Consider the following 22,472-nt stretch of genomic DNA (forward strand, 5'->3'; position numbering starts at 1 on the left):
GGAGAGAAGCTTAATCTCTCCTGGGTGAATGTTAAATTGTGCAACAAGAGTGGCTGCTCGTTTTGGTCAGGCAGCCGCCTTCGCCGCGCTGCAATAGCTCTCGCCGGTCTTGGCCACGCGCTTGAGTTGGCGGTTGAGCTTGAGGCGCCCGCCATGTTTCTTGGCTAGGATCTCGCAGAGATTCACGAAGCCGGCTGTGCCCATATTCTCGATGAAGGAGAGCGTAGGTCCCGATAACGGGCGATTAGCGTTTGCGCTTCCGGCGCGAGGGTAGCTGAAGCAGCGATGCAGCGGGTTGCAAGGCCGAGCGGGTCCGCTGGCCGATCAATAGTGATAGCGACACTGCACGATTTCGAGCCGGTCTTCGATGACGCGATAGACCAGACGGTGCTCGTCGGTGATGCGGCGAGACCACCACCCGGCCTTGTCGTGTCTCAACGGCTCGGGCTTGCCTCGCCCGGTGAATGGCGTGCGGATGCATTCTTCGATGAGTTGCAGCGCCTTCAACGCCGATTTGGGCTCATCAGCCGCCAAGGCGACCAGTTCGCCCATCGCTCGACGCGATATGACGACATTCATTCGGCAGCGTCTTGGCGCTTGGATACGGCTTTCCCGACAAAGGCCTCAAGCTCGTCGATCGACCCGAAGGTGATGCTTTCCCCGCGGTCGAGTTCGGCGATCGACTCGTCAAGCGCCTTCGCATTGGCCGGGCTGGCATGGAGATAGCGCGTTTCCTCGTAGGAGCCGAAATCCTCGAGCGACAGCAAGACCGCCGCCTTGCCGTTGGCGCGGGTGACGATGACGGGATCATGATCGTCCGCCGCCTGATCCATGATCTTGGCGAGGTTGGCGCGCAGATGAGAGTAGGTCACGACTTTCATGAGTGACTATGTACCAGATATTGGACAAGCTGGCTATGAGGGCAGCTAACCGCGCTGCAGCTTCCCATAGCGCGCCACGGCCCTCTCCCGCTTCAGGCGCGAGAGCCTCTGCAGCCAGAAGATGCCGTCGAGCTGGTCGATTTCGTGCTGGTGGCAGATGGCCAGGAAGCCGTCCGCTTCCTCGGTCTGCTCGGCGCCCGACAGATCCTGATAGCTCACGCGAACCCTGGCGAAGCGCTCGACCTCCTCGGTGACGCCGGGCATCGAGACGCTGCCCTCGGTGGCGCGGGCCGTCTCCGGCGACGACCAGAGGAGCTTTGGATTGACGTAAATCCGGACCTCGCCCGGCGACAGTTCCAGCACGACGAGGCGCTGGAGCATGCCGACATGCGGCGCCGTGATGCCGACGCCGGGCGCAGCGCGCATCGTCGTCAGCAGATCGTCGGCGAGCCGCTGCAGATCCGCGTCGAAGCGCTCGACCGGTTCCGCGATCGCGCGTAAGCGCGGATCGGGGAACCGGACGATGGACAGGATCGCCATGCCGGCCTCAGGCGGCCGACTTCACCACCGACTTTGTCGCCGAAACGGCCGCCGCCGCGCCGTAATAGCTCTCGCCGGTCTTGGCCATGCGCTTGAGCTGGCGGTTGGGCTTGAAGCGTTCGCCGTGCTTTTTGGCCAGTGCCTCGCAGAGCTTCACGAACGCGGCCGCGCCCATGTTGTCGATGTAGCTCAGCGTGCCGCCCGAATAGGGCGCGAAGCCGAAGCCGATGATCGAGCCGACATCGGCCTCCCGCGGGTCGGTGACGACGCCTTCCTCATAGGTGCGCGCCGCTTCCAACGCCTGCGTGACCAGAAGGCGGTGCTGCAACTCCTGCATATCGACCTGCTCCGGCGCGAGCCGCTTGCCGACGAGATCGGCAAGGCCCGGCCAGAGGCGCTTGGGGCCGGCTTCGGGATAATCGTAGAAGCCCTTGCGGTTCTTGCGGCCGAGCCGGCCGTGCTTCTCGACCATGTCGGAGAGCAGCTTTTCCTGCGCGGGATCGACGGCGCCCTCGCCGAGCTGGGCCTTGGTGGCCTTCAGCACTTTGAAGGCAAGATCGACCGCGACCTCGTCGTTCAGCGAGAGCGGGCCGACCGGCATGCCGGCCTGCTTGCCGGCCTGCTCGATCATCGCTGGCGGCACGCCCTCCATCAGCATGAGGTGGCCCTCGCGGATGTAGTTGCCGACGCAGCGATTGGCATAGAAGCCTCTGACATCGTTGACGACGATCGGCGTCTTCTTGATCGCGCGGACGAAGTCGAGCGCCATGGCGAGCGCCTTCTTCCCTGTCTTCCTGGCCATGATGACCTCGACCAGCAGCATCTTCTCGACCGGCGAGAAGAAATGGATGCCGATGAAGTTCTGTGGCCGCTGGCTCGTGGTGGCGAGGCCGGTGATCGGCAGCGTCGAGGTGTTGGAGCCGAAGATGGTCTTGGGGCCGACGGCGGCCTCGACCTTGGCGATGACCTCGGCCTTGACCTTGGGGTCCTCGAAGACGGCTTCGACGACGAGATCGCAGCCCTTCAGCGCGGCATAGTCGGCGGTCGCGGTGATGCGCCCGAGCAGCGCGTCGCGGTCGGCGGTCTTGGCCCGGCCCTTCATGATCTGGTCGGAGACCAGCTTGTGCGAATAGGCCTTGCCCTTGTCGGCGGCCTCCTGGTCGCGATCGACCAGCACGACCTCGAGGCCGGCCTGGGCGGTGACATAGGCGATGCCGGCACCCATGAAGCCCGCGCCGACGACGCCGACCTTCTTCAGCTTGCTTGGGGGAACATCGGTCGGGCGGCGCGCGCCCTTGTTGAGCTCCTGCATCGAGACGAAGAGCGAGCGGATCATCGATGCCGCCTCCTTCGTCCGCAGGATCTTGGCGAAGTAACGGCTCTCGACCTTGAGGCCGAGATCGATCGGGAGCTGGAGCCCCTCATAGACCGCCGAAAGAATGGCGCGGGCGGCCGGGTAGTTGTCGTTGGTCTCGCGGCGATAGATCGCGTTGGCCGGCGGCCAGATCTGCATCCCGGCCGGCGAATAGACCTTGTTGGAAGGCAGCTTGAAGCCCTTCTGGTCCCAGGGCGCGGTCGCCTGCGGGTTCGCCTTGAGCCAGTCCTTGGCGTTCGCGACGAGCTGGTCGCGGGCTACGACGGCATGGACGAGGCCGGTGTTGCGCGCGGGCAGCGCCTTCACCTGCTCGCCCTTGAACATCATCTGGAGCGCGTCGCCGGTCTGCATCAGCCGCGCCACGCGCTGGGTGCCGCCGGCGCCGGGAAACAGCCCGACCTTGATCTCGGGCAGACCGACGCGGGTCGAGGCATCGTCGGAGACGACGCGGTACTGGCAGGCCAGCGCCAGTTCGAAGGCGCCGCCGAGGCAGACGCCATGGATCGCGGCCGCAAAGGGCTTTCCGCAGGTTTCGAGCTTGCGATAGAGCAACGAGAGCTTGCGGCTCTCGTCGAAGAAGCTCTGCATCGCGACCGCCTCGCCCTTCTCCTTCGACAGTTTGACGAAGAGATCGCGCAGGCCCTGCAGCATGGTGAGGTCGGCGCCGCCGGAAAAGGCCTCCTTGCCCGAGACGATGACGCAGCCCTTGATGGCTTCGGTCGAGGCCACCGTGTCGATGATCTGGTCGAGTTCCGCCATCAGCTCGGGCGTGATGACGTTCATCGAGCGGCCCGGCATGTCCCAGGTCGCGGTCGCGATGCCGTCGGCATCGGTCTCGAAGCGGAAATTGGTGAGGTTCATCATGGCTCTCCTCAAACCCGTTCGATGATGGTGGCGACGCCCATGCCGGCCGCGACGCAGAGCGTCACCAGCGCCGTGTTCTTGTCGGTCCGCTCCAGCTCGTCGAGCACGGTGCCGAGGATCATCGCGCCGGTGGCGCCGAGCGGATGGCCCATGGCGATGGCGCCGCCATTCACGTTGAGTATCTCGTCGTCGATGTCGAAGGCCTGCTGGAAGCGCAGGACGACCGAGGAGAAGGCCTCGTTCAGCTCGAACAGGTCGATGTCGCTGGTCTTCATGCCGGCCTTGCGCAGCACCAGCTCAGTGACGTCGACCGGGCCGGTCAACATCAGCGCGAGGTCGGAGCCGATGGTGGCGAAGGCGCGGATGCGGGCGCGGGGCTTGAGGCCCGCCGCCTTGCCGCCCTTCTTCGAGCCGAGGAGGACGGCAGCCGCGCCATCGACGATGCCCGACGAGTTGCCGGCGTGGTGGACGTGGTTGATGAACTCGACATCCGGATGCGCTGCGGTCGCGACCGCGTCGAAGCCGCCCATCTCGCCCATCTGGACGAAGGAGGCCTTCAGCGCAGCCAGCGCCTGCATGTCGGTGCCGGGCCGGATGGTCTCGTCGCGGTCGAGGATGATCAGGCCGTTGACGTCGGTGACCGGGATGACGGAGTCCTTGAAGCGGCCAGCCTGCCAGGCGGCGGCGGCGCGCTTGTGCGAGCGCACGGCATAGGCATCGACGTCATCGCGCGAGAAACCGTATTTCGTCGCGATCAGATCGGCCGAGATGCCCTGCGGCATGAACCAGGTGTCGATCGCCACGGAGGGATCGACCGCGATCGCAAAACCCGAGGCGCCCATGCCGACACGCGACATGCTCTCGACGCCGCCGCCGATCGCCATGTCCTTCTGGCCGGACATGATCTGCGCCGCGGCGAGGTTAACCGCGTCGAGGCCGGACGCGCAGAAGCGGTTGATCTGAATGCCCGGCACCTCCTTGCCGTAGCCGGCTTTGAGGGCGACGGTGCGGGCGATGTCCGCGCCGGCCTCGCCGACCGGATCGACGCAGCCGAAGACGACGTCCTCGACCAGCTTCGTATCGAGATCGTTGCGGTCTCGGATCGCGCGCAGGGCCGTGGTGCCGAGTTCGACCGCCGTGACCTCGTGCAGCGCGCCGTCGGCCTTGCCCTTGCCGCGCGGCGTGCGGACATGGTCGTAGATGAATGCGTCAGCCATCAAGGGCCTCCCGGGCTGGCCGCGCTGGGGCGGCTCGTTCTCGTGCCGGACGTCATGGTCGGGCTTGACCCGACCATCTCGTCATCCGGCAGGTTCTGCAAGAGATGGCCAGGTCAAACCCGACCATGACGGGTGTCGTCAAAACTGGTCGGCGCTCAGCGCCATCGTCGAATCCGCGCCGGCCGTGATCCGGGCCAGATGCGCCGCCGTCTCGGGCAGGCTGCGCTCCATGAAGAAGCGCGCCGTGACCAGCTTGGTGTTCATCCGCTCGGTCGCGCCATTGGCGCCGGCCTTGAGCTTGTCCTGCGCGACCCTGGCCATCCTCGCCCACATATAGCCGAGCGAGACGAGGCCGAGCAGGTGCATGAAATCGGTCGCGCCGGCGCCGGCATTGTCGGGCTTGGTCATGGCGTTGTTCATGAACCACATCGTCGCCTGCTGGAGATGGCCGAGCGAGGCTGTGAGCGGTGCCAGCAGCGGCTTCAGCGCCTCGTCCTCGCCGTTTTCCTTGATGAAGCCGGCGACCTCATTGAAGAAGGCCATGATGGCGCGGCCGCCGTCGCGACCGAGCTTGCGGCCGACCAGATCCATCGCCTGCACGCCGTTGGCGCCCTCGTAGATCATGGCGATGCGGGCATCGCGGACGAACTGCTCGACGCCGGTCTCGGCGATATAGCCGTGGCCGCCATACATCTGCTGGGCCTTCACCGCATTGTCGAAGCCGACATCGGTCAACACGCCCTTGAGCACCGGCGTCATCAGGCCGAGCTGGTCGTCGGCGGCCTGGCGCTCGGCTTCGTCGCCCGAGCGATGGGCGATGTCGGATTTCAGCGCGTTCCAGATGACGAAGGCGCGGGCGGCCTCGTTGAAGGCCTTGATCGACATCAGCGTGCGGCGCACGTCCGGGTGGACGATGATCGGGTCGGCGGCCTTGTCGGGGCTCTTGGCGCCGGTCAGCGAACGGCCCTGGATACGGTCGCGGGCGTAGACGACGGCGTTCTGGTAGGCGACCTCGGACTGGGCCAGCCCCTGGATCGCGACGCCGAGCCTGGCCTCGTTCATCATCACGAACATGGCGTTGAGGCCCTTGTTCTCCGTGCCGATGAGCCAGCCCTGGGCGCCGTCATAGTTCATGACGCAGGTCGAATTGCCGTGAATGCCCATCTTGTGCTCGATCGAGCCGCAGGAGACGTGGTTGTTGGCGCCCACATTCCCCTCGGCATCGATGCTGTTGCGCGGCACAACGAAGAGCGAGATGCCCTTGACGCCCGCCGGCGCGCCCTCGATGCGGGCAAGCACGAGATGGATGATGTTGTCCGTGATGTCCTGCTCGCCGGCCGAGATGAAGATCTTGGTGCCGGTGATGGCGTAGGAGCCGTCGCCCTGCGGCACGGCCTTGGTCTTGATCAGGCCGAGATCGGTGCCGCAATGCGGTTCGGTCAGGTTCATCGTGCCCGACCAGGCGCCCTCGATCATCTTCGGCAGATAGGTGCGCTTCTGTTCATCGGAGCCATGGACGTAGAGCGCTGCGATCGCACCCATGGTCAGGCCCGGATACATCGCGAAGGCCATGTTCGCCGAGGAGGCGAACTCGTTCATCACGGCACCCAGCGTATACGGCAGCCCCTGCCCGCCATATTCCGGGTCCATGGCAAGGCCGATCCAGCCGCCCTCGGCATAGGCCTTGTGTGCCGCCTTGAAGCCTTTCGGCGTGGTGACGCTGCCATCGGCATTGCGGGTGCAGCCCTCCTGGTCGCCGGAATGGTTCAGCGGCTGGAGCACCTCCTCGCAAAGCTTGGCGCCCTCGCCCAGCACGGCCTCGACGACGTCGGGCGTTGCGTCGGCAAAGCCCGGCAGGTTGTTGTAGCGCTCGATGTTGAAGACGTCGTTCAGCAGGAAAAGCGTGTCTTCGACGGGTGCCTTGTAAACCGGCATGGCGTTCCTCCCTCTCGTCGCGATGCCACCCGCTTGGTGGAGTGGCTTCGAATAGTTTACATATAAACTATCATCTCCGATTTGGCAAAGGGGGCCGGCAGGATTTTCGCGCGGCGCCTTACAACCACGACATTCGCCCGGCTATCCGACAAAAGCAAAACGCCCCGGCCGAGAGGCCGAGGCGTTGGTATGAATTCAAGCGGACGGGCTCGAAGGCGGGCTCAGGCCTTACGGAGTGCCTCAGGCCTTGGCGAAGCGAGCCGCCGAGGCTTCGAGCTCGGCAATCGCGCTGTCGATCTCGGCGCGCTGGGCGCGCAGGAGTTCGAGCTGCTCGACCACCTGCTCGCGGCTGAGCTGCAGGCCGCCGACGGAAGCAGAGCCGGCATCAGAGCCGCCCTTCTTCTCCTCGTTGGCCAGCATGGCGCGGATCTCGACGAGGGTGAAGCCGAGTTGCTTGCCCTTGAGAATCAGCGCGAGGCGGGCGCGGTCACGGCCAGAATAGATCCGGGTCATGCCGGAGCGAGCCGGCGCGATCAGGCCGCGCGATTCATAGAAGCGCAGAGTGCGCAGCGTGACGCCGAAATCCCGGGCGAGATCGCTGATGGTGAAGCCGCCGGTCGAATCCGACTCGGACAGGGCTGATGGGGAAGTGCGGCCGTCATGATTCGCAGCGGCCGCCAGAGCAGTGCTTTGGCGCGACATCGGTTTAATCCTTGAGGAGCGTGTGAGACAGGTCGCCGGCATTCTGCGGGCAACAATTGGCTTGCCGGCGACATAGTGCGGGACCTGTCCTTGCGTCAGGTAATGTGCCCCTTCCGTCAGGTAAGTTACCGTTACCCGGGAGGTCCATACGTCCGGCCCGGCCAGTCCGTTCGCAAAAAATTAACGGATGGCCGCCTGATCTTAACCGGCTGTTTACCACGCCGGCCAAAAAGTCGGGTTTGCGGATCGGCATCGTCACCACGGCAACGCTATCTTCAGGCGTCGCCGAGCCCGCAAGGAAGGCAGCGCGTTCAGGGGCCTGCGCCTTCCCACCAAGGACAAGCCCCGTAGGCGAGCGTCAACATGGCCACAAGCTTGCCCTGGAGCGTCAAGGGCGTCGATCCCCGCACCCGCGACGCCGCGAAGGCCGCTGCAAGGCGCGCCGGGATGACACTTGGCGAATGGCTCGACCACAAACTGCGCGACGAGGAAGCCTCCGAGTCCGCGCCACCCGAACAACTCGACATCGCCGCCCTCTCCGAACGCCTCGCCAGGCTCTCGCAGGGCCAGATGGACACCGCGCCGCAGCAGCCCGTCAGCGCTCCCCGGAGCGCGCCGACGCCGTCGCGCGATGAGATCGACGCCGTCCTCGCCCAGGCCGCCAGCATCGAGAGACTGACGCGCGACTCCAGTGCCAAGACCGTCGGTGCGCTCGATTCGATCGCGCGCTGGATCGAGAATGCCGAGACCCGGATGAGCTCCGGCGAACGCGCTGCGGCGGAACGCCAGGAACGGGCGACCAGCGTCATCGTCGAGGCCATCAAGACGATGGGCGAGCGCCTGGCCGACATCGAACGCAAGTCGGATTTCGAGCGGAGGTCGGGTCTGGAACGCAAGTCAGACCCGGAACGCAGGCCTAGCGAGGCCCGGCCGGCCCCCGCCCGCGCCGAGCAAGCACCGCGGCTCGCCTTCAGCCGCGATGGCCTCGCCGCTGCCGTGACGGATATCCGCACCCGCCAGCGCATGCTCGATGACGAGGAGGCCGCGCCCATGCGCCGGCCCGCGATGGCAGAGAGCCGCATCTCGGCGCTGCGCGACGATCTGCGCCAGCTCAGCGCCCGCATCGCGCCCGCGGCCACGCCCCTTTCCGCGCCCCGAGCAGAACGGCCGTTGGCGCCTGTGCCTCAGCCGTCCGTCGAGCGCGAGCCGCAGTTCCGCCAGATCGAGACGATGCTCGCCGATCTCGCCGGACGCTTCGACCGCCTCGACAGCCGGGACCGGATGGAGCCCATCCTGACGCCACTGGCACGAATCGAGTCGGAAGTGTCGCGTCTCTCGCAGGACCGCTCCGGCGAGAGCTACCAGCGCTTCGAACTGGAGATTTCGCATCTGGCCGCCAAGGTCGATGCGCTGGCCGCCCGCGGCGGCGATCGCGCGATTCTTGCGCCGGTCCTGCGCGACGTCGCCGAGTTGCGCGACATGCTGACATCGCATGCGCGCGACCCGCAGCTCGACGAACTGTCGCAGCAGGTCTCGGCGCTGTCATTCGAGATCAACAGGCTCCGCGACGCGCAACCCGACGGGCGCGACATGCGCAGCCTGTCCCAGGCGATCGAGGAGATTCGCGAGTCCATCCTGGCTGACCGCGGACAGGCGCGGCCTGCCGACCTCGAACCGCTGGCTGCGCTCTCGCTGCAGATCGAAAGCCTGGCTGGCAAGATCGACACGAGGCCCAACAGCGTCATCGAGGACAGGATCGACGCTCTGCAGGCGCGCATCGAGACGCTGGCCGAAAAGGGGCCGACTGCCCTGACGCGCCAGATCGACGCATTGGCGGGGCGCATCGAGAACCTCGCGGCCTCGAGCAGCCTGACCCATCTCGTCAGCGACGGCCAGGCCGTCCCGGTCGCGCATGTCGATCTCCGTCCCGTCGAGGAGATGCTGCGCAGCCTCGCCGACAAGATCGACGAGGCCGGCCGCCCCGGCGCGGATTCGGGCGCGTTCGATGCCCTCGAACAGCAGATTTCCGGCCTCGCCCAGCGGCTCGACGCCGCGGCGGCGACCCGTTCCGCCGAGACCGGCATGGAGCGGACGCTGCAGGATCTCGTCGTCCATCTGCGCTCGCTGCGCGAGGAGACGACGGAGACCGCCGAACGGGCGGCGCGGGCCGCCATGTCGGACCATCTCGGCAAGGCAGCGCTGCCGCCGAGCGGCATCGCCGAACTGAGCACGCTGGTTTCGGGGCTGCATGAGAGCCATGCCTCGACCGGGCGCGAGACGCAGGACGCCATCGGCGCCGTCCACCAGACGCTCGAAACCATCATCTCGCGGCTGTCCAGCCTGGAGGCGGAACTGGTCGCAGACCGGCAGAACGCCGCCGTTGCCGCTCCGGCCCGCACGCCGATGCCACCGCGGGCGGCCGCAGCAGCCGAGCGCATGGCTGGCACGTCGCCGGCGATGCCCGCCGCCATGAGCCTGGCGATGGAGGACCGGATCGCGGCCCCCGAGCGCGCGGCCCCCAAGGCCGAAGCGCCCACCCGGGCAGAGGCACCTGCAGCCACAACGCAGATCAACGCCGCGCTGGACCTTCCGCTCGAGCCCGGCTCCGGCCGGCCGCGTGCAGAATCCGTTCTGGCCGGCGGGCACGACCAGCAGTCGATCCGCCAGAACCTGATCGCGGCCGCCAGACGCTCCGCCAAGGCTGCGACGGACGCGGCGTCTGCCACTCCTGCGGCATCTCCGGAAGCCACCAAGAGCGGTGGCAGCCGGCTCAGGGAGATCATGGAGAAGCGGAAGCGGCCGCTGCTGCTCGGCCTGGCCGCTCTCGTGCTCGCGATGGGCACGGCCCATCTCGTCACCGGCGCGTTCAAAGCCCGCACGGCGGCAACCGGCGAAGCCGTGCAGAGCCCGATAGCGCCGAAGGAGGAAGCTCCTGCCGAGACACCGGCCAAGGACCAGACCTCCGTGCTGCAAGCCGCCCCGGCCCCGGCTGCGGACATCACCGGCTCGACCACCCAGCCGCCGCCGAGCGCCGCTCCGGTTGCGCCCGCTGCTGCCGCTGCGCCCGCCGTGATCGAGCCCGTCCAGGCCGTGACCAATCTCGGCGAGCTTCCCGCCGGTCTCGGCAGCTCCGGCCTGCGCAAGGCAGCGCTCGACGGCGATGCGCGCGCCGTCTACGAACTCGCCAGCCGCGCCGCCGATGGCCCGGCCGCCTCGCGCGATCCCAAGCTCGCCTTGCGCCTGTTCGAGCGCGCTGCGGTCGCCGGCCTCGCACCGGCGCAATTCCGCCTCGGCAACATGTTCGAGAAGGGCATCGGCACCGCACGGGACCTGTCGCTGGCCCGTGTCTGGTACACGCGCGCCGCCGAACGCGGCAACGCCAAGGCGATGCACAATCTCGCCGTGCTCCATGCCGAGGGCGTCTCCGGCAAGCCTGACTATGCGATGGCGACCGAATGGTTCCGCCGCGCCGCTGAGTTCGGCGTGCGCGACAGCCAGTACAACCTCGCGGTGCTGCTTGGGCGCGGGCTCGGCGCGCCGGCCGACCTGGCCCAGTCCTATCTCTGGTTCTCTGTCGCCGCGAGCCAGGGCGACGACGATGCGGGCAAGAAGCGCGACGAGGTTGCGCAGCGGCTCGGCGCCACCGACCTCGCTGCCGCCAGGGCCGAGGCCGGCACCTGGAAGCCAAAGCCGGTCAGCAATGCCGCCAACGACGTCACGCCGCCCGCCAAGGGCTGGGACGAGACACCGACCGCCGCAGCGAAGAAGCCCGCCAGGCCGGCCCGGACCTGACGGGCCAGCCGACCTCCTGCGCAAGGCTTCCCGCAAGCCTCGCGACAGGCGGGACGGTCATGGTTTCGACGCGTTGCCACGCCATCACGACAGGGACCCCGCCGCTCGCCGGCGCGGACCGCCAGAGCATTGCGCGAAAAACAGGAACCGGTTTTTCGCTGCGGCAATGCTCCCGATTTCGAGGCCCGATCACTGTTTTTTGTGATCGATGGGCGTTCCCGCCCGACATCGTTCCTGCCCGGCACCTTGCCTTAACCGGGCCGGTGCATGGTGGGAGGAGCCGACGTCAACGCGTCGACCAACGCCGCGGCGCATGAGGAGCAGAGGTGCAGATCTACCTACCGATCGCCGAACTGCCGATCAGCATCCTCACGGTGCTGGCGCTCAGTGGAGCGGTCGGATTCATCTCGGGTCTGTTCGGTGTCGGTGGCGGCTTCCTGCTGACGCCCCTGTTGATCTTCCTCGACATTCCTCCGGCGGTGGCCGTCGCGACCGTTGCGGCACAGGTCGCGGGCTCCTCGACCACCGGCGTGCTGACCTACTGGCGAAGGCGGGCGCTCGACTTCAAGCTCGGCGGAATTCTCGTCGCGGGCGGCATTCTCGGCACGCTTCTGGGCGTGCTGTTCTTCAACTCGATGCGGCGGCTGGGCCAGCTCGAGCTCGTCATCACCCTGTCCTATGTGACGCTGTTCACCATCATCGGCGGGCTGATGCTCTACGGCGCACTGCGGGCGATGCTGCGCATCAGGGCCGGCAAGCCGGCCCGGCTGAGGCGCCGGGCAGGCACGCATCCCTGGTGGATGGGCTTGCCCTGGCGGATGCGCTTCCCGCATTCGCAGCTCTATTGCAGTGTCATCCCGATCGCGCTTCTGGCCGTCGTGATCGGCTTCATCGGCGCGGTGCTGGGCGTCGGCGGTGGCTTCATCCTCGTGCCCGCCCTGATCTACTTCTTCCGCATCCCGACCGCCGTCGTCGTCGGCACCTCGCTGTTCCAGATCCTGATGACCATGACCGGCGCGACGATCCTGCACGCCCTCACCAACCAGTCGGTCGATCTCGTCCTGGCGATCCTGCTGCTGCTCGGCGGCGTCATCGGCGCGCAGTTCGGTGGCCGGGCGGCGCGCAACCTCAACGTCGAATCCTTCAGGTTGCTGCTGGCGCTGCTGATCCTCTCGGTCGGCCTGCGCTTCGCGATCGAGCTGTTCATTGCGCCCAGCGAGCCGTTCTCGGTCGTGCTGCCGGAGAGCGCGCGATGAACCGGCTCGGACGTATCGTCGCGATGCTGGCGCTGATGGCGGGCGGCGCCATCTCCGCGCCGGCGCGGGCCGAAACGCTGATCGCGGCGATGTCGAGCCATCAGATTCAGATCACCTCGAACTACACCGGCAGCCAGCTGACCGTCTTCGGGCTGGTCGAGCGCGACGGCCGGACCGCCGCCCGCGGCGATCCCTACGACATCATCGTCACCGTGCGCGGCCCGCGGCGCATGCTGCTGGTGCGCGAAAAGGAGCGGCTCGGGCCGATCTGGATCAACCGCACGCAACGGCGCTTCCCCGACAGCTCGGTCTTCATGACGGTGGCGAGCAACCGTCCGCTGCACGAAATCATGAGCGAGGAGACGGCACGGCGCGAGCGCATCGGGCTCGACAATGCCCAGCGCATGAAGGATCCGGCGCTTGACCTCGACGTCACGACGGCCCGCTTCCAGGAAGGGCTGATCCGCATCCTGAGCGAGAAGGGGCTGTTCTCGCAGGAGGAGCGCGGCGTCACCTTTCTCTCGAACACCCTGTTCAGCGCGCCGATCGACGTTCCCGCGACCGCGCCCACCGGCTCCTACGAGATCGACATCGTGCTCTATGCCGGCGGCGTGCCGCTGGCGCGGCAGACGACCAATTTCGAGGTGGTGAAGAGCGGAATCGAGCAGCGTCTGGCATCCGGCGCGCATGACCAGCCCCTGCTCTACGGCCTCGCCACCGTGATCCTCGCCCTGCTGTTCGGCTGGATCGCCAGCGTCGTGTTCCGGCGCGACTGAGCGCGGGCCGTCAATCGTCCAGCGTCGGTCAGCCGACAAGCAGCCCATAGGCCAGGAACGGCACGATCGTGCCCTCCCCGATCACCGTGAGATCCTCGGCCAGTTCGACGAGGCCGTCGGTGCGGGTCAGCGAGGTCAGGACGCCTGCCCCATCCTGCGGATGCTTATGCGCGAGCATGATCCCGTCGGCCGCCGGCTCCAGCGAGACCCGGACATATTCGCGCCGGCCCTCCTTTTTACGATAGGCAAAGCCCAGCCGCACCGGCAGTGCCACCGGCCGCGTCGGCTCCGTGCCGGCCAGCCGTGCGATCATCGCCCGTGCCACGAAGGCGAAGGTGACGAACACCGCGACCGGATTTCCCGGAAGTCCGATGAAGGGGGTCGCGCCGACCCGGCCCAGCGCCACCGGACGGCCGGGCTTGATGCCAATGCGCCAGAAGGCCAGTTCGCCCTCGCGCTCGACGGCAGCCTTGACGTGATCCTCCTCGCCGGTCGAGACGCCGCCCGAGGTCAGGATGAGGTCGCAATCGCCCGCCGCTTGCGCCAGATTCCGCGCCAGACTGTCGCGCTCGTCGCGCAGGATGCCGAGATCGATCACCTCCGCGCCGGCGCGCACGACCATCGCGCGGAGAAGCGCACGGTTGGCATCGTAGATCGCCGCCGGTGCGAGCGGCGTCCCCGGCTCGGCCAGTTCGTCGCCGGTCGAGAACACCGCGACGCGCGGACGGCGGCGCACCGTGACCTCGGTCAGGCCGAGCGCCGAGAGCAAGGCGAGGTCCTGCGGACGCAGGCGCTGGCCGGCCATCGCCGCGACGGTTCCGCGCGCGATGTCCTCCCCGGCCGGGCGGGCGTTCGCCCCATTCGCGAGTCCCGCGGGCAGGAGCGCGACGCCGCCCTCCAGCGCGACGTCTTCCTGCATGAAAACGGTGTCGGCGCCCGGCGGCATCGGCGCGCCGGTGAAGACGCGCACCGCCACCCCTTGCGTCGAGACACTGCCTGCATCCGCGCCCGCCGCGACACGGCCGGCAACCGGCAACCGCGTCTCGCCGGCAGCGGCGAGATCGGCGAAGCGCACGGCATAGCCGTCGACGGCCGAATTGGCGAAGGGCGGCAGGTCGAGCCCCGCGACGACGTCCTGCGCCAAGACGCGGCCGTCTGCGTCGGCGAGCATCAGGACCTGCGTGCCGCCAACCGGCTGGACCAGCGCCGCAACGCGTTCTCCGGCCTGTTCCAGCGTCATCAGCGCGCCGCCGAAGGCCTCGCTGTCCCGGCTCAGTTGCGCCATCGTCCGATCACTCCCGCGAGCCGGCGCGCGCCAATACGGCAGCGAGCGGCTGGGCTTGCGCCAGCATGATATCGGCGATGGCCGCGATGTCGTCGATGCCGACGACCGGGCGCCCGGCATCGGCGAAGCTCACGTCGCTCGCAATCGCGACGATCGTCTCGTCGCCCAGATGCAGCGGCGGCTTGCCATTGGCGGCGCGATGAATCTCGATCTTGACGTGCGGCTCGCGCTTGAAGCCCTCGACGATGACGAGATCGACCGGCGACAGACGCGCCAGCAGGTCAGGCAGCGAGGCTTCCGGCTCGTCCCGCAATTCGCGCATCAGGGCCCAGCGGCGCTCGGACGAAATCAGCACCTCGCGCGCGCCGGCCTCTCGATGGGCATGGGAATCCTTGCCCGGTGTATCGAGATCGAAGGCGTGGTGGGCGTGCTTGAGCGTCGAGACCGAGACGCCGCGCCGCGCCAATTCGGGAATGACGCGGGTCAGCACGGTGGTCTTGCCCGCGCCGCTCCATCCCGCCAGACCGATCACGCGCATCGAGTGCTTTCGTACCAAAACAAAACCGGGCGCCTGAGCGCCCGGTTGTCATCCGTCAGGTTGCCCTGCGCGGTCAAGCCATCCTTGGGTCAGCCATCCGTGGGTCAGCCTTGCGTCACTCGGCGGGCTGGAGCTTCGGCCCAACGGAGACATGGCCCTTCTGCAACTCTTCCTCGACCCAGAGCGAATGATGCGCCTTGGCCCAGTTGAGATCGACCTCGCCGGAGCCCATCGCGTCGAAGGCGCCCTCCATGCCGATCGTGCCGATATAGATGTGGCCCAGGATCATGGCGACCATCAGCACCGCGACGATGCCGTGCACGACGTTCCAGAACTGCAGGTTCAGGACACCGCCCGCATAGAAGGGAAACAGCAGGTAGAAGCCGGAGACCGACAGCGCGGCACCGCCCAGGACGACGCTCCAGAACACGATCTTCTGGCCGCCATTGAAACGCTTCGCCGGGGGGTGGCCCTTGCCGACGATACCACCACCGGCCGCGAACCAGCGGACATCGGTCATGCCCGGAATGTTGTCCTTGATCCAGACCACGAACATCATGGCGATGCCGACCATGAAGGGCCAAGCGAGATAGTTATGCGCCCATTTCGCCACGACCGAGATGTTGGTGAAGGCCTGCGGCCCGATCAGCGGCAGGAGAAGATGCTTGCCGAAGGTGACGTTCAGGCCCGACAGCGCCAGCACGATGAAGCAGGCCGCCGTCAGCCAGTGCATGAAGCGCTCGAAGGCGTTGAAGCGCGTGATGGCGCGCCCCGAAGGCCCGCCTTCAGTCTGGATGCGGCCGCGGATCAGGTAGAATGCGACCAGCGCGACCAACGTGCCGAGCACGGCGATGGCGGCGATGCGCAGCATGGTGCCCTGATGGAAGGCGCGCCAGTCGCGGCCAGCAGGCCGCTCCAGCGTCGCCGCCTTCTGGTCGGGAATGGTGATGCGGCCTTGCAGCTCGGCTGAAGGGTTGCCCTTCAGCGCATCGAGAAACTGCTGCTCGCGGACCGAGTCGGCGGTCGGGTTGACCTGCTGGGCCGAGACGGGGGCGGCGAAGGCGACGGCAAAGCTCAGCAGCAAGCCGGTCACCAGAAGGCGGAAATGGGCGCCGAGACGCATGGCGATGATCCTTCTTCTCAGCCCTCATCCCGAGGAGCCATCTTGTCTCAAAATGGCGTCTCGAAGGATGATCCAGCAGTCTCTGGAGCATCCTTCGAGACGCCGCTGCGCGGCTCCTCAGGATGAGGGCTGAGTTTCCAAGCAGCTTCCTAGATTGCGATCGTTTCCTTGTAGGCGGTCTGCCAACCCCAGGCGCCCGAGCCGTAGCCGCGCTTCACCACCCGCTCCTTGTAGATCTGGGCGATGATGTCGCCGTCGCCGGCGAGCAGGGACTTGGTCGAGCACATCTCGGCGCAGAGCGGCAGCTTGCCCTCGGCCAGACGGTTCGAGCCGTATTTCTGGAACTCGGCCGGCGAGAGATCGACCTCCGGTCCACCCGAGCAGTAGGTGCACTTGTCCATCTTGCCGCGCGAACCGAAGTTGCCGACCTTGGGATATTGCGGCGCGCCGAATGGGCAGGCGTAGAAGCAGTAGCCGCAGCCGATGCAGAGGTCCTTGTTGTGCAGGACCACACCGTCGGCGGTGTTGTAGAAGCAGTCCACCGGGCAGACGGCCATGCAAGGTGCATCTGTACAATGCATGCACGCCATCGAGATCGAGCGCTCGCCGGGCTTACCGTCATTGATGGTGACGACGCGGCGGCGGTTGATGCCCCAGGGCACCTCGTTCTCGTTCTTGCAGGCGGTGACGCAGGCGTTGCACTCGATGCAGCGATCGGCGTCGCAGAGGAATTTCATCCGGGCCATGATTTCAGTTCCTCCTCACGCCGCCGCGATCTGACAGAGCGTGACCTTGCCTTCGTGCATCGCCGTCACCGGGTCATAGCCATAGGTGGTGACGATGTTGACCGACTCGCCCAGCACGATCGGGTCCGTCCCCTTCGGGTAGTTCCCGCGCTGGTCCTGGCCCTGGTAGAAGCCGCCGAAATGGAAGGGCATGAAGGCCACGCCCTTGCCGACGCGCTCGGTCACCAGCGCCTTGACCCGCGCCTTCGAGTTGTTCTCGGGACCCGACACCCAGACGAAGGCGCCGTCCCTGATGCCGCGCGCGGTGGCGTCGGCCGGGTTGATCTCGACGAACATGTCCTGCTGCAGTTCGGCCAGCCAGCGGTTCGACCGGGTTTCCTCGCCGCCGCCCTCGTATTCGACGAGGCGGCCCGAGGTCAGGACGATCGGGAAGGACTTTGCGATGCCCTTCTCGACCGCGGCCTTCTGGACCGAGGTGTGCAGGTTGGGAATGCGCAGCGTGCGCTCGTCGGGACGCGCCGGCCATTTGGCGACGAGATCGACGCGCGGCGAGTAGATCGGCTCGCGATGGGTCGGCACCGGATCGGGCAGGTTCCAGGCGTTGGCGCGGGCCTTGCCGTTGCCATAGGGCACGCAGCCATGAGCCAGCGCGACGCGCTGGATGCCGCCGGAGAGGTCGTTGGCCCAGTTCACCGCATCGATGGCGTTGCCGCCGATCCAGGTGATGGTCTCCAGCTCCTTCGGCGTCAGGTCGGCGTCCCAGCCGAGCTTCTTCAGCACGCCCATGGTGAATTCGGGATAGCCGTCCTTGATCTCCGAATTGAGCGAGTAGGAGCCGTTCTCGGCCAGCAGGGTATCATTGACCTTGCTGCCGTCGGGCAGGGTGCGCTCGCGTGTCAGGCCGAAGCGCGGACGGAAGGTGCCACCGCCGTTCTTGGCCTCCAGCGAGGTGTTGTAGAGGATGTGGGTGCCGGGATGCTTCAACTCCGGCGTGCCCCAGCACGGCCAGGGCAGGCCGTAGAAGTCGTTCTCGACGGGCGAGCCGACCGCGCCGCGCAAGGAGACCAGGTCGAACTTGTCCTGGTGCTGCATGTGCAGCTTGAGGCGCTCCGGCGACTGGCCGGTGTAGCCGGTCGACCAGCCGCCCTTGTTGATCTCCCTGAGGATCGATTCGGCCGATGGCTCGGGGCCGTACTTGCCCTGGATCAGCTCCAGGTTCTTGTGCATCGCGTCGGCAAAGCCGAGCTTCTGCGCCAGCTTGTAGATGACGAAATAGTCGCTCGCGGCCTCGAAGATCGGCTCGACGACCTTCTCGCCCCACTGCACCGAGCGGTTCGAGCAGGTACGCGAACCCGAGCATTCGAACTGCGTGCCGACCGGCAGGAGATAGGTGCCGTTCTTGCGCTGGCCGAGCGAGACGAAGTTGGTCGGATGCGGGTCGGCGACGACCAGCAGCTCGAGCTTCTCAAGTCCCTTCACGGCGTCGGGCATGCGCGGGATGGTGTTGCCGCCATGGCCCATGACGAACATGGCCTTGAGGTTGTCCTTCTGGTCGACCTGCTCGGCGGGCAGGTTGGCGGCGTCGAACCAGCGCGTCGAGGTGTGGCCCGAGGTCTCCATATTGGCCTTGGCCGTGCGTGCCGGACGGCCGCCCTTGGCCGGAACCTCGTCGAAGCGCGTGAGGAAATAGTCGTAAGGCACGTCCCAGACGCGGGCCCAATGGCGCCAGGCGCCCTCGACCAGGCCGTAATAGCAAGGCAGATTCGAGATATCGAGACCGAAATCGGTCGCGCCCTGGACGTTGCAATGGCCGCGGAAGATGTTGGCGCCGTTGCCCATGCCGCCGACATTGCCGGTGGCGAGCAGCAGGTTGCAGATGGCGCGCACATTGGCGGTGCCGACCGAGTGCTGGGTCACGCCCATGCACCAGATGAAGGTTGCAGGCTTGACCTTGGCAAAGGTCTCGGCGGCGCGCTTCATCTGCGCCTCGGGAACGCCAGTGATGTCCTCGACGGTCTTGGGGTCGTATTTCTCGACCTCCTTGCGGACGTCATCCATGCCGTAGACGCGCGCGGCGAGGAAATCCTTGTCCTCCCAGCCGTTCTTGAAGATGTGCCACATCATGCCCCAGATCACCGCGATGTCGGTGCCGGAACGGATGCGGATGTAGTCGGTGGCGTGGGCGGCGGTCCGTGTCAGGCGCGGATCGAAGACGATGACGTTGGCGCGGTTGATCTCCTTGCCCGACAGGATGTGCTGCATCGAGACCGGATGGGCTTCCGCCGCATTCGAGCCCATGAACATGATCGTCTTCGAGTTGCGGATGTCGTTGTAGGAGTTCGTCATCGCGCCGTAGCCCCAGGTGTTGGCAACACCCGCGACCGTGGTGGAGTGACAGATGCGCGCCTGGTGATCGACGTTGTTGGTGCCCCAGAAGGCCGCGAACTTGCGGAACAGGTAGGAGCCTTCGTTGGAGAACTTGGCCGAGCCGAGCAGATAGACGGAGTCCGCGCCCGACTTGGCCCTAATCTCCATCATCTTGTCGCCGATCTCGTTGATCGCGACGTCCCAGGAGATGCGCTGCCACTGGCCGTCGACCAGCTTCATCGGATATTTGATGCGGCGGTCGCCATGGACGAGCTCGCGCACTGAGGCGCCCTTGGCGCAATGCGAGCCGCGGTTGATCGGGCTTTCCCAGGCCGGCTCCTGGCCGACCCAGACGCCGTTGGCGACCTCGGCCTTGACCGTGCAGCCGACCGAGCAATGGGTGCAGATGTTCTTGATGATCTTGGTGCCGGTCGCGGGTCCGAGGCCGGCAGCCTCGGCCTTGCGGACCGAGCCGATCTGAAGCGCGCCGGCGGCGGCGATGCCACCTGCGACCAGTCCGGAGCGGCGGAGGAAGGCACGGCGGTCCATGACCCCCGAGGACAGGCCGGCGATCGCCGCCTGGAGCCGGCCGCGCTGGACATCGGCCGTTTTGCGCTTGATCAGCATGGCTTTTGCGCCTCTCAGTAACGGTTGACGCGGTAGAAGTCCTTGACGTGCTCCGACTCGCGGTAGCGCGCCTTGGATTCCTCCTTGCCGGGATCGACGGCGGCGGCGGGCGTGACCATCGCAGGCGTGGCAGCCAGCGTCGCGCCGGCGCCGAGCGCCTTGAAGAAGCTGCGGCGATCGACGGCCGGCTTGCCCGGCTCATTTGTCGTCTTGGACATCGTCGTCTCCCGCATCATGTGTTGGCAGTCGTCATGCCGGCAGCCTCGCGGCCTGGGTCTCGATCGACAGGAACAGGCCGCCGAGCCGGCCGACGGCCTTGTAGAATTTCGAAGCCTTCGCGACCTCGAGATCGGCGAAGAAGCGCTCGCCCCAGGGCTCGACATGCCGGGCGAAGAAGCCGTCGGCATCGATTCCGGAACCCGCGACCTCGCCACGGATCAGCTTGGCCATGATGTCGAGCAGGACGGCGATATGGTCTTCCGGCTCGCCAGCACGCTCGTCGCGCGCCAGACCGAGCAAGCCCATATCGCCCCGAACCAGCGCTAGCGGCCGCTCATGCAGGAAGCCGGTCAGGTAATAGGAGGCGTAGGGCAGCAATTCGCCACGGCCGACTCCGATGAAGAGCTCGAAGAATTCGTCGCGCAGGCTCTCGGGCGTCGCCTCGTCAGCCGCTTCGGCCAAGGCCAGATGCGCCATCCCCAATGGCGAGGCATCGCCGTGCAGGCCCCGCAGCGCAGCCAGCGTCTCGGCTGTCGGCGCGCGCCAGAGCAGGGTGCCGATCAGTTCGCATTCGCGGGCACGCGCCTCGTCGATCTCGTCGAGCGCCTGCGGCACCGCGATGTCCGATGGGTCGGCGGTCCCCGTCTGGCTGGGATCGGGATAGATGTCGGGACGCAGGTCGCTGCGGGAGATGCCGGTGGTCGCTTCGACGGACAGGACGCGGTCGGCCGGAACGCGCTTCCAACTCGAAATTGCCGGCTGCGAAATGCCGAGGCTGCGCGCCAGGGCCCTGACGCCACCGACGCTGCCGATTGCCTTTTCCAGTGCCGCGTCACGCATTCGTATCAGGCCATCGTCCTTCAAGAGAGGCGGCGGACGGCCGACCAATTCTTGAGCAGTGATAATGCCTGCTTATCGCTCAGAAATACAATCATTCCAATCTGGATTCAGACTGGAATTGCGCCACCTCCACGTTTGCGAATCCGCATGGAAATGTCCTTCGCCTCTGGACTATGCTGCACCGCAGCATAAACCTGCTGAGGGCTTTCCGGCGCAATCGAGCCGCTATCAACGGGGGGCGCGTCAGTGCTGCTCAACCGGACGGCGGCCCGCTCGACCTGCGAGGCTCCCTCTTCTTGCGCTGCAGCATCACCGATTGAGCTTTCGTCATAAGACGAAAGTTTATGCGACATCGCGTCGCCTGCCGCATCGTCAGCCAGAATGGGCGGCGTTTCAGGTGCCGGCGTCTCGCCGAAGATGCCCCGCACCATCGCCGCGACATCGTCCGATTCCGTCAGGGGACCATAGCCCGGAGCGCCGCCCGGCGTATTCCAGTCGAGCGCGTAGTCGCGGGCCGGATTCTCGAAACCGGCGATCGCGGGGTCGCTCTCCCAGGCGCGCCGCATCGCGGCAAGCTTCCAGGTCTCGGGCACATTCTGCTTGAGCCAGTGCGCGACGTTGAAATCCTTGTCGATCAGGTCGAGCGAGGGCGGCTCGACCATCTCGGGTTCGGCGGCTTCTGTCTCGACTGGCTGTGCCACCGCCTCGGCAGGCAGCCCTGCCTCGGGCGCGACCTGCACTGGCGCAATCTCGGGCTCGGCCAATTCGCGCTTGCGGCGCGACCAGCGGCTCAGGAAGCCTTCATCCTCGGGCGTTCCGGCGCTCATGGCTCGCCCTCGCCCCGTCGCGTACCGGGCTCCGGGCGCGGCCCGCCGCCCTTGCGCGGATCATGCTCGTGGCGCTTGCGCTTGATGAATTCGCGCTCGACATGATGCGTCTCGAAGAAGGCCAGCACCTGCTCGGCGACGGCCTGCGGCATCGGCAGAGCCTCGACGATGTCGCCGACATTCTCGGCATAGACCTCGCCCTCGAAGGGGTCGGCCGTAACGCCGACGAACTCGATCTCCGGGGCGATACCGGTCGGCCGAATCGCGACCCAGAGCTTGGCGCGGCCAGCCTGAAAGTTCTCGCGGAAATGCGCGGTGTCGACCGAATGCAGCGTCAGCGTCGCCGCGCCGAGATAGATGTTGCGCCGGTCCGGCGTGCCCGGCAGTTCGGTCCAGGGCGCGAGCGGCGGCGGCTCGGGCAGGACGGAGAGTGGCGTCCAGGCATGGTCGATCCACGGCGAATCGACCGCGCGGCGTTCGACGACGATGCCGACCTCGATATGCTGCTGGGTCATCGGCCTGTCCTAGCTAGAGTTTTAGAGCAGGATTCGAGCGAAAAACC

Annotated in this window: 20 protein-coding genes; 3 read left to right on the forward strand and 17 right to left on the reverse strand. The window is 66.7% G+C overall.

Annotation, left to right across the window (positions count from 1 at the left end; all coding sequences use genetic code 11):
* Positions 1 to 66: 66 nt before the first annotated feature.
* The 8 genes from AC1DYU_RS10205 to AC1DYU_RS10240 all read right to left on the reverse strand — a co-directional run bounded on the left by AC1DYU_RS10205 (position 67) and on the right by AC1DYU_RS10240 (position 7,514).
* The gene (locus AC1DYU_RS10205; RefSeq protein ID WP_476791518.1) at positions 67 to 204 is read right to left on the reverse strand and encodes a hypothetical protein; all 138 of its coding nucleotides are present in this window, start codon (positions 202 to 204) and stop codon (positions 67 to 69) included.
* A 120-nt stretch (positions 205 to 324) separates the two neighbouring features.
* Positions 325 to 579 (reverse strand): Txe/YoeB family addiction module toxin, encoded by a 255-nt coding sequence (locus AC1DYU_RS10210; protein WP_476791519.1) that lies wholly within the window; start codon positions 577 to 579, stop codon positions 325 to 327.
* Positions 576 to 881, reverse strand: coding sequence for a type II toxin-antitoxin system Phd/YefM family antitoxin (locus tag AC1DYU_RS10215; RefSeq protein WP_476791520.1), 306 nt, complete (start codon positions 879 to 881; stop codon positions 576 to 578). The genes AC1DYU_RS10210 and AC1DYU_RS10215 overlap by 4 nt, the downstream gene beginning before the upstream one ends.
* Positions 882 to 926: 45 nt before the next feature.
* Positions 927 to 1,421 (reverse strand): peptide deformylase, encoded by a 495-nt coding sequence (locus AC1DYU_RS10220; RefSeq protein WP_476791521.1) that lies wholly within the window; start codon positions 1,419 to 1,421, stop codon positions 927 to 929.
* 7 nt (positions 1,422 to 1,428) lie between these two features.
* Positions 1,429 to 3,657: an FAD-dependent oxidoreductase gene (locus AC1DYU_RS10225; protein ID WP_476791522.1), complete on the reverse strand. Its 2,229-nt coding sequence runs from the start codon at positions 3,655 to 3,657 to the stop codon at positions 1,429 to 1,431.
* Positions 3,658 to 3,668: 11 nt separating this feature from the next.
* The gene (locus AC1DYU_RS10230; protein WP_476791523.1) at positions 3,669 to 4,877 is read right to left on the reverse strand and encodes an acetyl-CoA C-acetyltransferase; all 1,209 of its coding nucleotides are present in this window, start codon (positions 4,875 to 4,877) and stop codon (positions 3,669 to 3,671) included.
* Positions 4,878 to 5,015: 138 nt separating this feature from the next.
* Entirely contained in the window at positions 5,016 to 6,812 is a 1,797-nt protein-coding gene (locus AC1DYU_RS10235; RefSeq protein WP_476791524.1) for an acyl-CoA dehydrogenase C-terminal domain-containing protein, read from the reverse strand.
* 240 nt (positions 6,813 to 7,052) lie between these two features.
* Complete coding sequence (locus AC1DYU_RS10240; protein WP_158482897.1) at positions 7,053 to 7,514, reverse strand: MerR family transcriptional regulator; 462 nt, start codon at positions 7,512 to 7,514, stop codon at positions 7,053 to 7,055.
* 363 nt (positions 7,515 to 7,877) lie between these two features.
* Between AC1DYU_RS10240 and AC1DYU_RS10245 the strand changes: the two genes are divergently transcribed.
* The 3 genes from AC1DYU_RS10245 to AC1DYU_RS10255 all read left to right on the forward strand — a co-directional run bounded on the left by AC1DYU_RS10245 (position 7,878) and on the right by AC1DYU_RS10255 (position 13,338).
* Positions 7,878 to 11,306: a hypothetical protein gene (locus AC1DYU_RS10245; RefSeq protein WP_476791525.1), complete on the forward strand. Its 3,429-nt coding sequence runs from the start codon at positions 7,878 to 7,880 to the stop codon at positions 11,304 to 11,306.
* Between the two features lie 326 nt (positions 11,307 to 11,632).
* A complete protein-coding gene (locus AC1DYU_RS10250; RefSeq protein ID WP_476791526.1) occupies positions 11,633 to 12,562 on the forward strand; it encodes a sulfite exporter TauE/SafE family protein in 930 nt (309 codons plus the stop codon).
* The gene (locus tag AC1DYU_RS10255) at positions 12,559 to 13,338 is read left to right on the forward strand and encodes a TIGR02186 family protein (RefSeq protein WP_476791527.1); all 780 of its coding nucleotides are present in this window, start codon (positions 12,559 to 12,561) and stop codon (positions 13,336 to 13,338) included. The genes AC1DYU_RS10250 and AC1DYU_RS10255 overlap by 4 nt, the downstream gene beginning before the upstream one ends.
* A gap of 28 nt (positions 13,339 to 13,366) precedes the next feature.
* Here the strand turns inward: AC1DYU_RS10255 and AC1DYU_RS10260 are convergent, their stop codons facing one another.
* From AC1DYU_RS10260 to AC1DYU_RS10300, 9 genes are all read right to left on the reverse strand, one after another.
* Positions 13,367 to 14,623, reverse strand: a complete 1,257-nt coding sequence (locus AC1DYU_RS10260; protein WP_476791528.1) for a molybdopterin molybdotransferase MoeA — start codon at positions 14,621 to 14,623, stop codon at positions 13,367 to 13,369.
* A 7-nt stretch (positions 14,624 to 14,630) separates the two neighbouring features.
* Positions 14,631 to 15,161 (reverse strand): molybdopterin-guanine dinucleotide biosynthesis protein B, encoded by a 531-nt coding sequence (gene mobB, locus AC1DYU_RS10265; RefSeq protein ID WP_476791529.1) that lies wholly within the window; start codon positions 15,159 to 15,161, stop codon positions 14,631 to 14,633.
* 115 nt (positions 15,162 to 15,276) lie between these two features.
* Positions 15,277 to 16,284 carry a formate dehydrogenase subunit gamma gene (locus AC1DYU_RS10270; protein WP_476791530.1) on the reverse strand — a complete coding sequence of 336 codons (1,008 nt, stop codon included), beginning with the start codon at positions 16,282 to 16,284 and terminating at the stop codon, positions 15,277 to 15,279.
* Between the two features lie 149 nt (positions 16,285 to 16,433).
* Positions 16,434 to 17,030, reverse strand: a complete 597-nt coding sequence (gene fdh3B / locus AC1DYU_RS10275) for a formate dehydrogenase FDH3 subunit beta (protein WP_054207303.1) — start codon at positions 17,028 to 17,030, stop codon at positions 16,434 to 16,436.
* A gap of 15 nt (positions 17,031 to 17,045) precedes the next feature.
* The gene (locus tag AC1DYU_RS10280) at positions 17,046 to 20,024 is read right to left on the reverse strand and encodes a formate dehydrogenase subunit alpha (protein ID WP_476791531.1); all 2,979 of its coding nucleotides are present in this window, start codon (positions 20,022 to 20,024) and stop codon (positions 17,046 to 17,048) included.
* A 14-nt stretch (positions 20,025 to 20,038) separates the two neighbouring features.
* Positions 20,039 to 20,242 (reverse strand): formate dehydrogenase, encoded by a 204-nt coding sequence (locus AC1DYU_RS10285; protein ID WP_158482889.1) that lies wholly within the window; start codon positions 20,240 to 20,242, stop codon positions 20,039 to 20,041.
* Positions 20,243 to 20,273: 31 nt separating this feature from the next.
* A complete protein-coding gene (locus tag AC1DYU_RS10290) occupies positions 20,274 to 21,083 on the reverse strand; it encodes a Cro/CI family transcriptional regulator (RefSeq protein ID WP_476791532.1) in 810 nt (269 codons plus the stop codon).
* Positions 21,084 to 21,190: 107 nt separating this feature from the next.
* Positions 21,191 to 21,910: a DUF3306 domain-containing protein gene (locus tag AC1DYU_RS10295; RefSeq protein WP_476791533.1), complete on the reverse strand. Its 720-nt coding sequence runs from the start codon at positions 21,908 to 21,910 to the stop codon at positions 21,191 to 21,193.
* Positions 21,907 to 22,425 (reverse strand): DUF3305 domain-containing protein, encoded by a 519-nt coding sequence (locus tag AC1DYU_RS10300; RefSeq protein ID WP_476791534.1) that lies wholly within the window; start codon positions 22,423 to 22,425, stop codon positions 21,907 to 21,909. Before AC1DYU_RS10300 ends, AC1DYU_RS10295 begins: the two co-directional genes overlap by 4 nt.
* Positions 22,426 to 22,472: the final 47 nt, after the last annotated feature.

The sequence above is a fragment of the Allobosea sp. P2_B12 genome (assembly GCF_056404835.1).

Excerpts from the sequence above, each read along its gene's own strand:
- AC1DYU_RS10210 (WP_476791519.1), bottom strand. The coding sequence starts at position 579 with ATGAATGTCGTCATATCGCGTCGAGCGATGGGCGAACTGGTCGCCTTG.
- AC1DYU_RS10220 (WP_476791521.1), bottom strand. The coding sequence starts at position 1,421 with ATGGCGATCCTGTCCATCGTCCGGTTCCCCGATCCGCGCTTACGCGCG.
- AC1DYU_RS10215 (WP_476791520.1), bottom strand. The coding sequence starts at position 881 with ATGAAAGTCGTGACCTACTCTCATCTGCGCGCCAACCTCGCCAAGATC.
- AC1DYU_RS10245 (WP_476791525.1), top strand. The coding sequence starts at position 7,878 with ATGGCCACAAGCTTGCCCTGGAGCGTCAAGGGCGTCGATCCCCGCACC.
- AC1DYU_RS10260 (WP_476791528.1), bottom strand. The coding sequence starts at position 14,623 with ATGGCGCAACTGAGCCGGGACAGCGAGGCCTTCGGCGGCGCGCTGATG.
- AC1DYU_RS10240 (WP_158482897.1), bottom strand. The coding sequence starts at position 7,514 with ATGTCGCGCCAAAGCACTGCTCTGGCGGCCGCTGCGAATCATGACGGC.
- AC1DYU_RS10285 (WP_158482889.1), bottom strand. The coding sequence starts at position 20,242 with ATGTCCAAGACGACAAATGAGCCGGGCAAGCCGGCCGTCGATCGCCGC.
- AC1DYU_RS10235 (WP_476791524.1), bottom strand. The coding sequence starts at position 6,812 with ATGCCGGTTTACAAGGCACCCGTCGAAGACACGCTTTTCCTGCTGAAC.
- AC1DYU_RS10205 (WP_476791518.1), bottom strand. The coding sequence starts at position 204 with ATGGGCACAGCCGGCTTCGTGAATCTCTGCGAGATCCTAGCCAAGAAA.
- AC1DYU_RS10230 (WP_476791523.1), bottom strand. The coding sequence starts at position 4,877 with ATGGCTGACGCATTCATCTACGACCATGTCCGCACGCCGCGCGGCAAG.
- fdh3B (WP_054207303.1), bottom strand. The coding sequence starts at position 17,030 with ATGGCCCGGATGAAATTCCTCTGCGACGCCGATCGCTGCATCGAGTGC.
- mobB (WP_476791529.1), bottom strand. The coding sequence starts at position 15,161 with ATGCGCGTGATCGGTCTGGCGGGATGGAGCGGCGCGGGCAAGACCACC.
- AC1DYU_RS10280 (WP_476791531.1), bottom strand. The coding sequence starts at position 20,024 with ATGCTGATCAAGCGCAAAACGGCCGATGTCCAGCGCGGCCGGCTCCAG.
- AC1DYU_RS10290 (WP_476791532.1), bottom strand. The coding sequence starts at position 21,083 with ATGCGTGACGCGGCACTGGAAAAGGCAATCGGCAGCGTCGGTGGCGTC.
- AC1DYU_RS10295 (WP_476791533.1), bottom strand. The coding sequence starts at position 21,910 with ATGAGCGCCGGAACGCCCGAGGATGAAGGCTTCCTGAGCCGCTGGTCG.
- AC1DYU_RS10300 (WP_476791534.1), bottom strand. The coding sequence starts at position 22,425 with ATGACCCAGCAGCATATCGAGGTCGGCATCGTCGTCGAACGCCGCGCG.
- AC1DYU_RS10225 (WP_476791522.1), bottom strand. The coding sequence starts at position 3,657 with ATGAACCTCACCAATTTCCGCTTCGAGACCGATGCCGACGGCATCGCG.
- AC1DYU_RS10270 (WP_476791530.1), bottom strand. The coding sequence starts at position 16,284 with ATGCGTCTCGGCGCCCATTTCCGCCTTCTGGTGACCGGCTTGCTGCTG.
- AC1DYU_RS10255 (WP_476791527.1), top strand. The coding sequence starts at position 12,559 with ATGAACCGGCTCGGACGTATCGTCGCGATGCTGGCGCTGATGGCGGGC.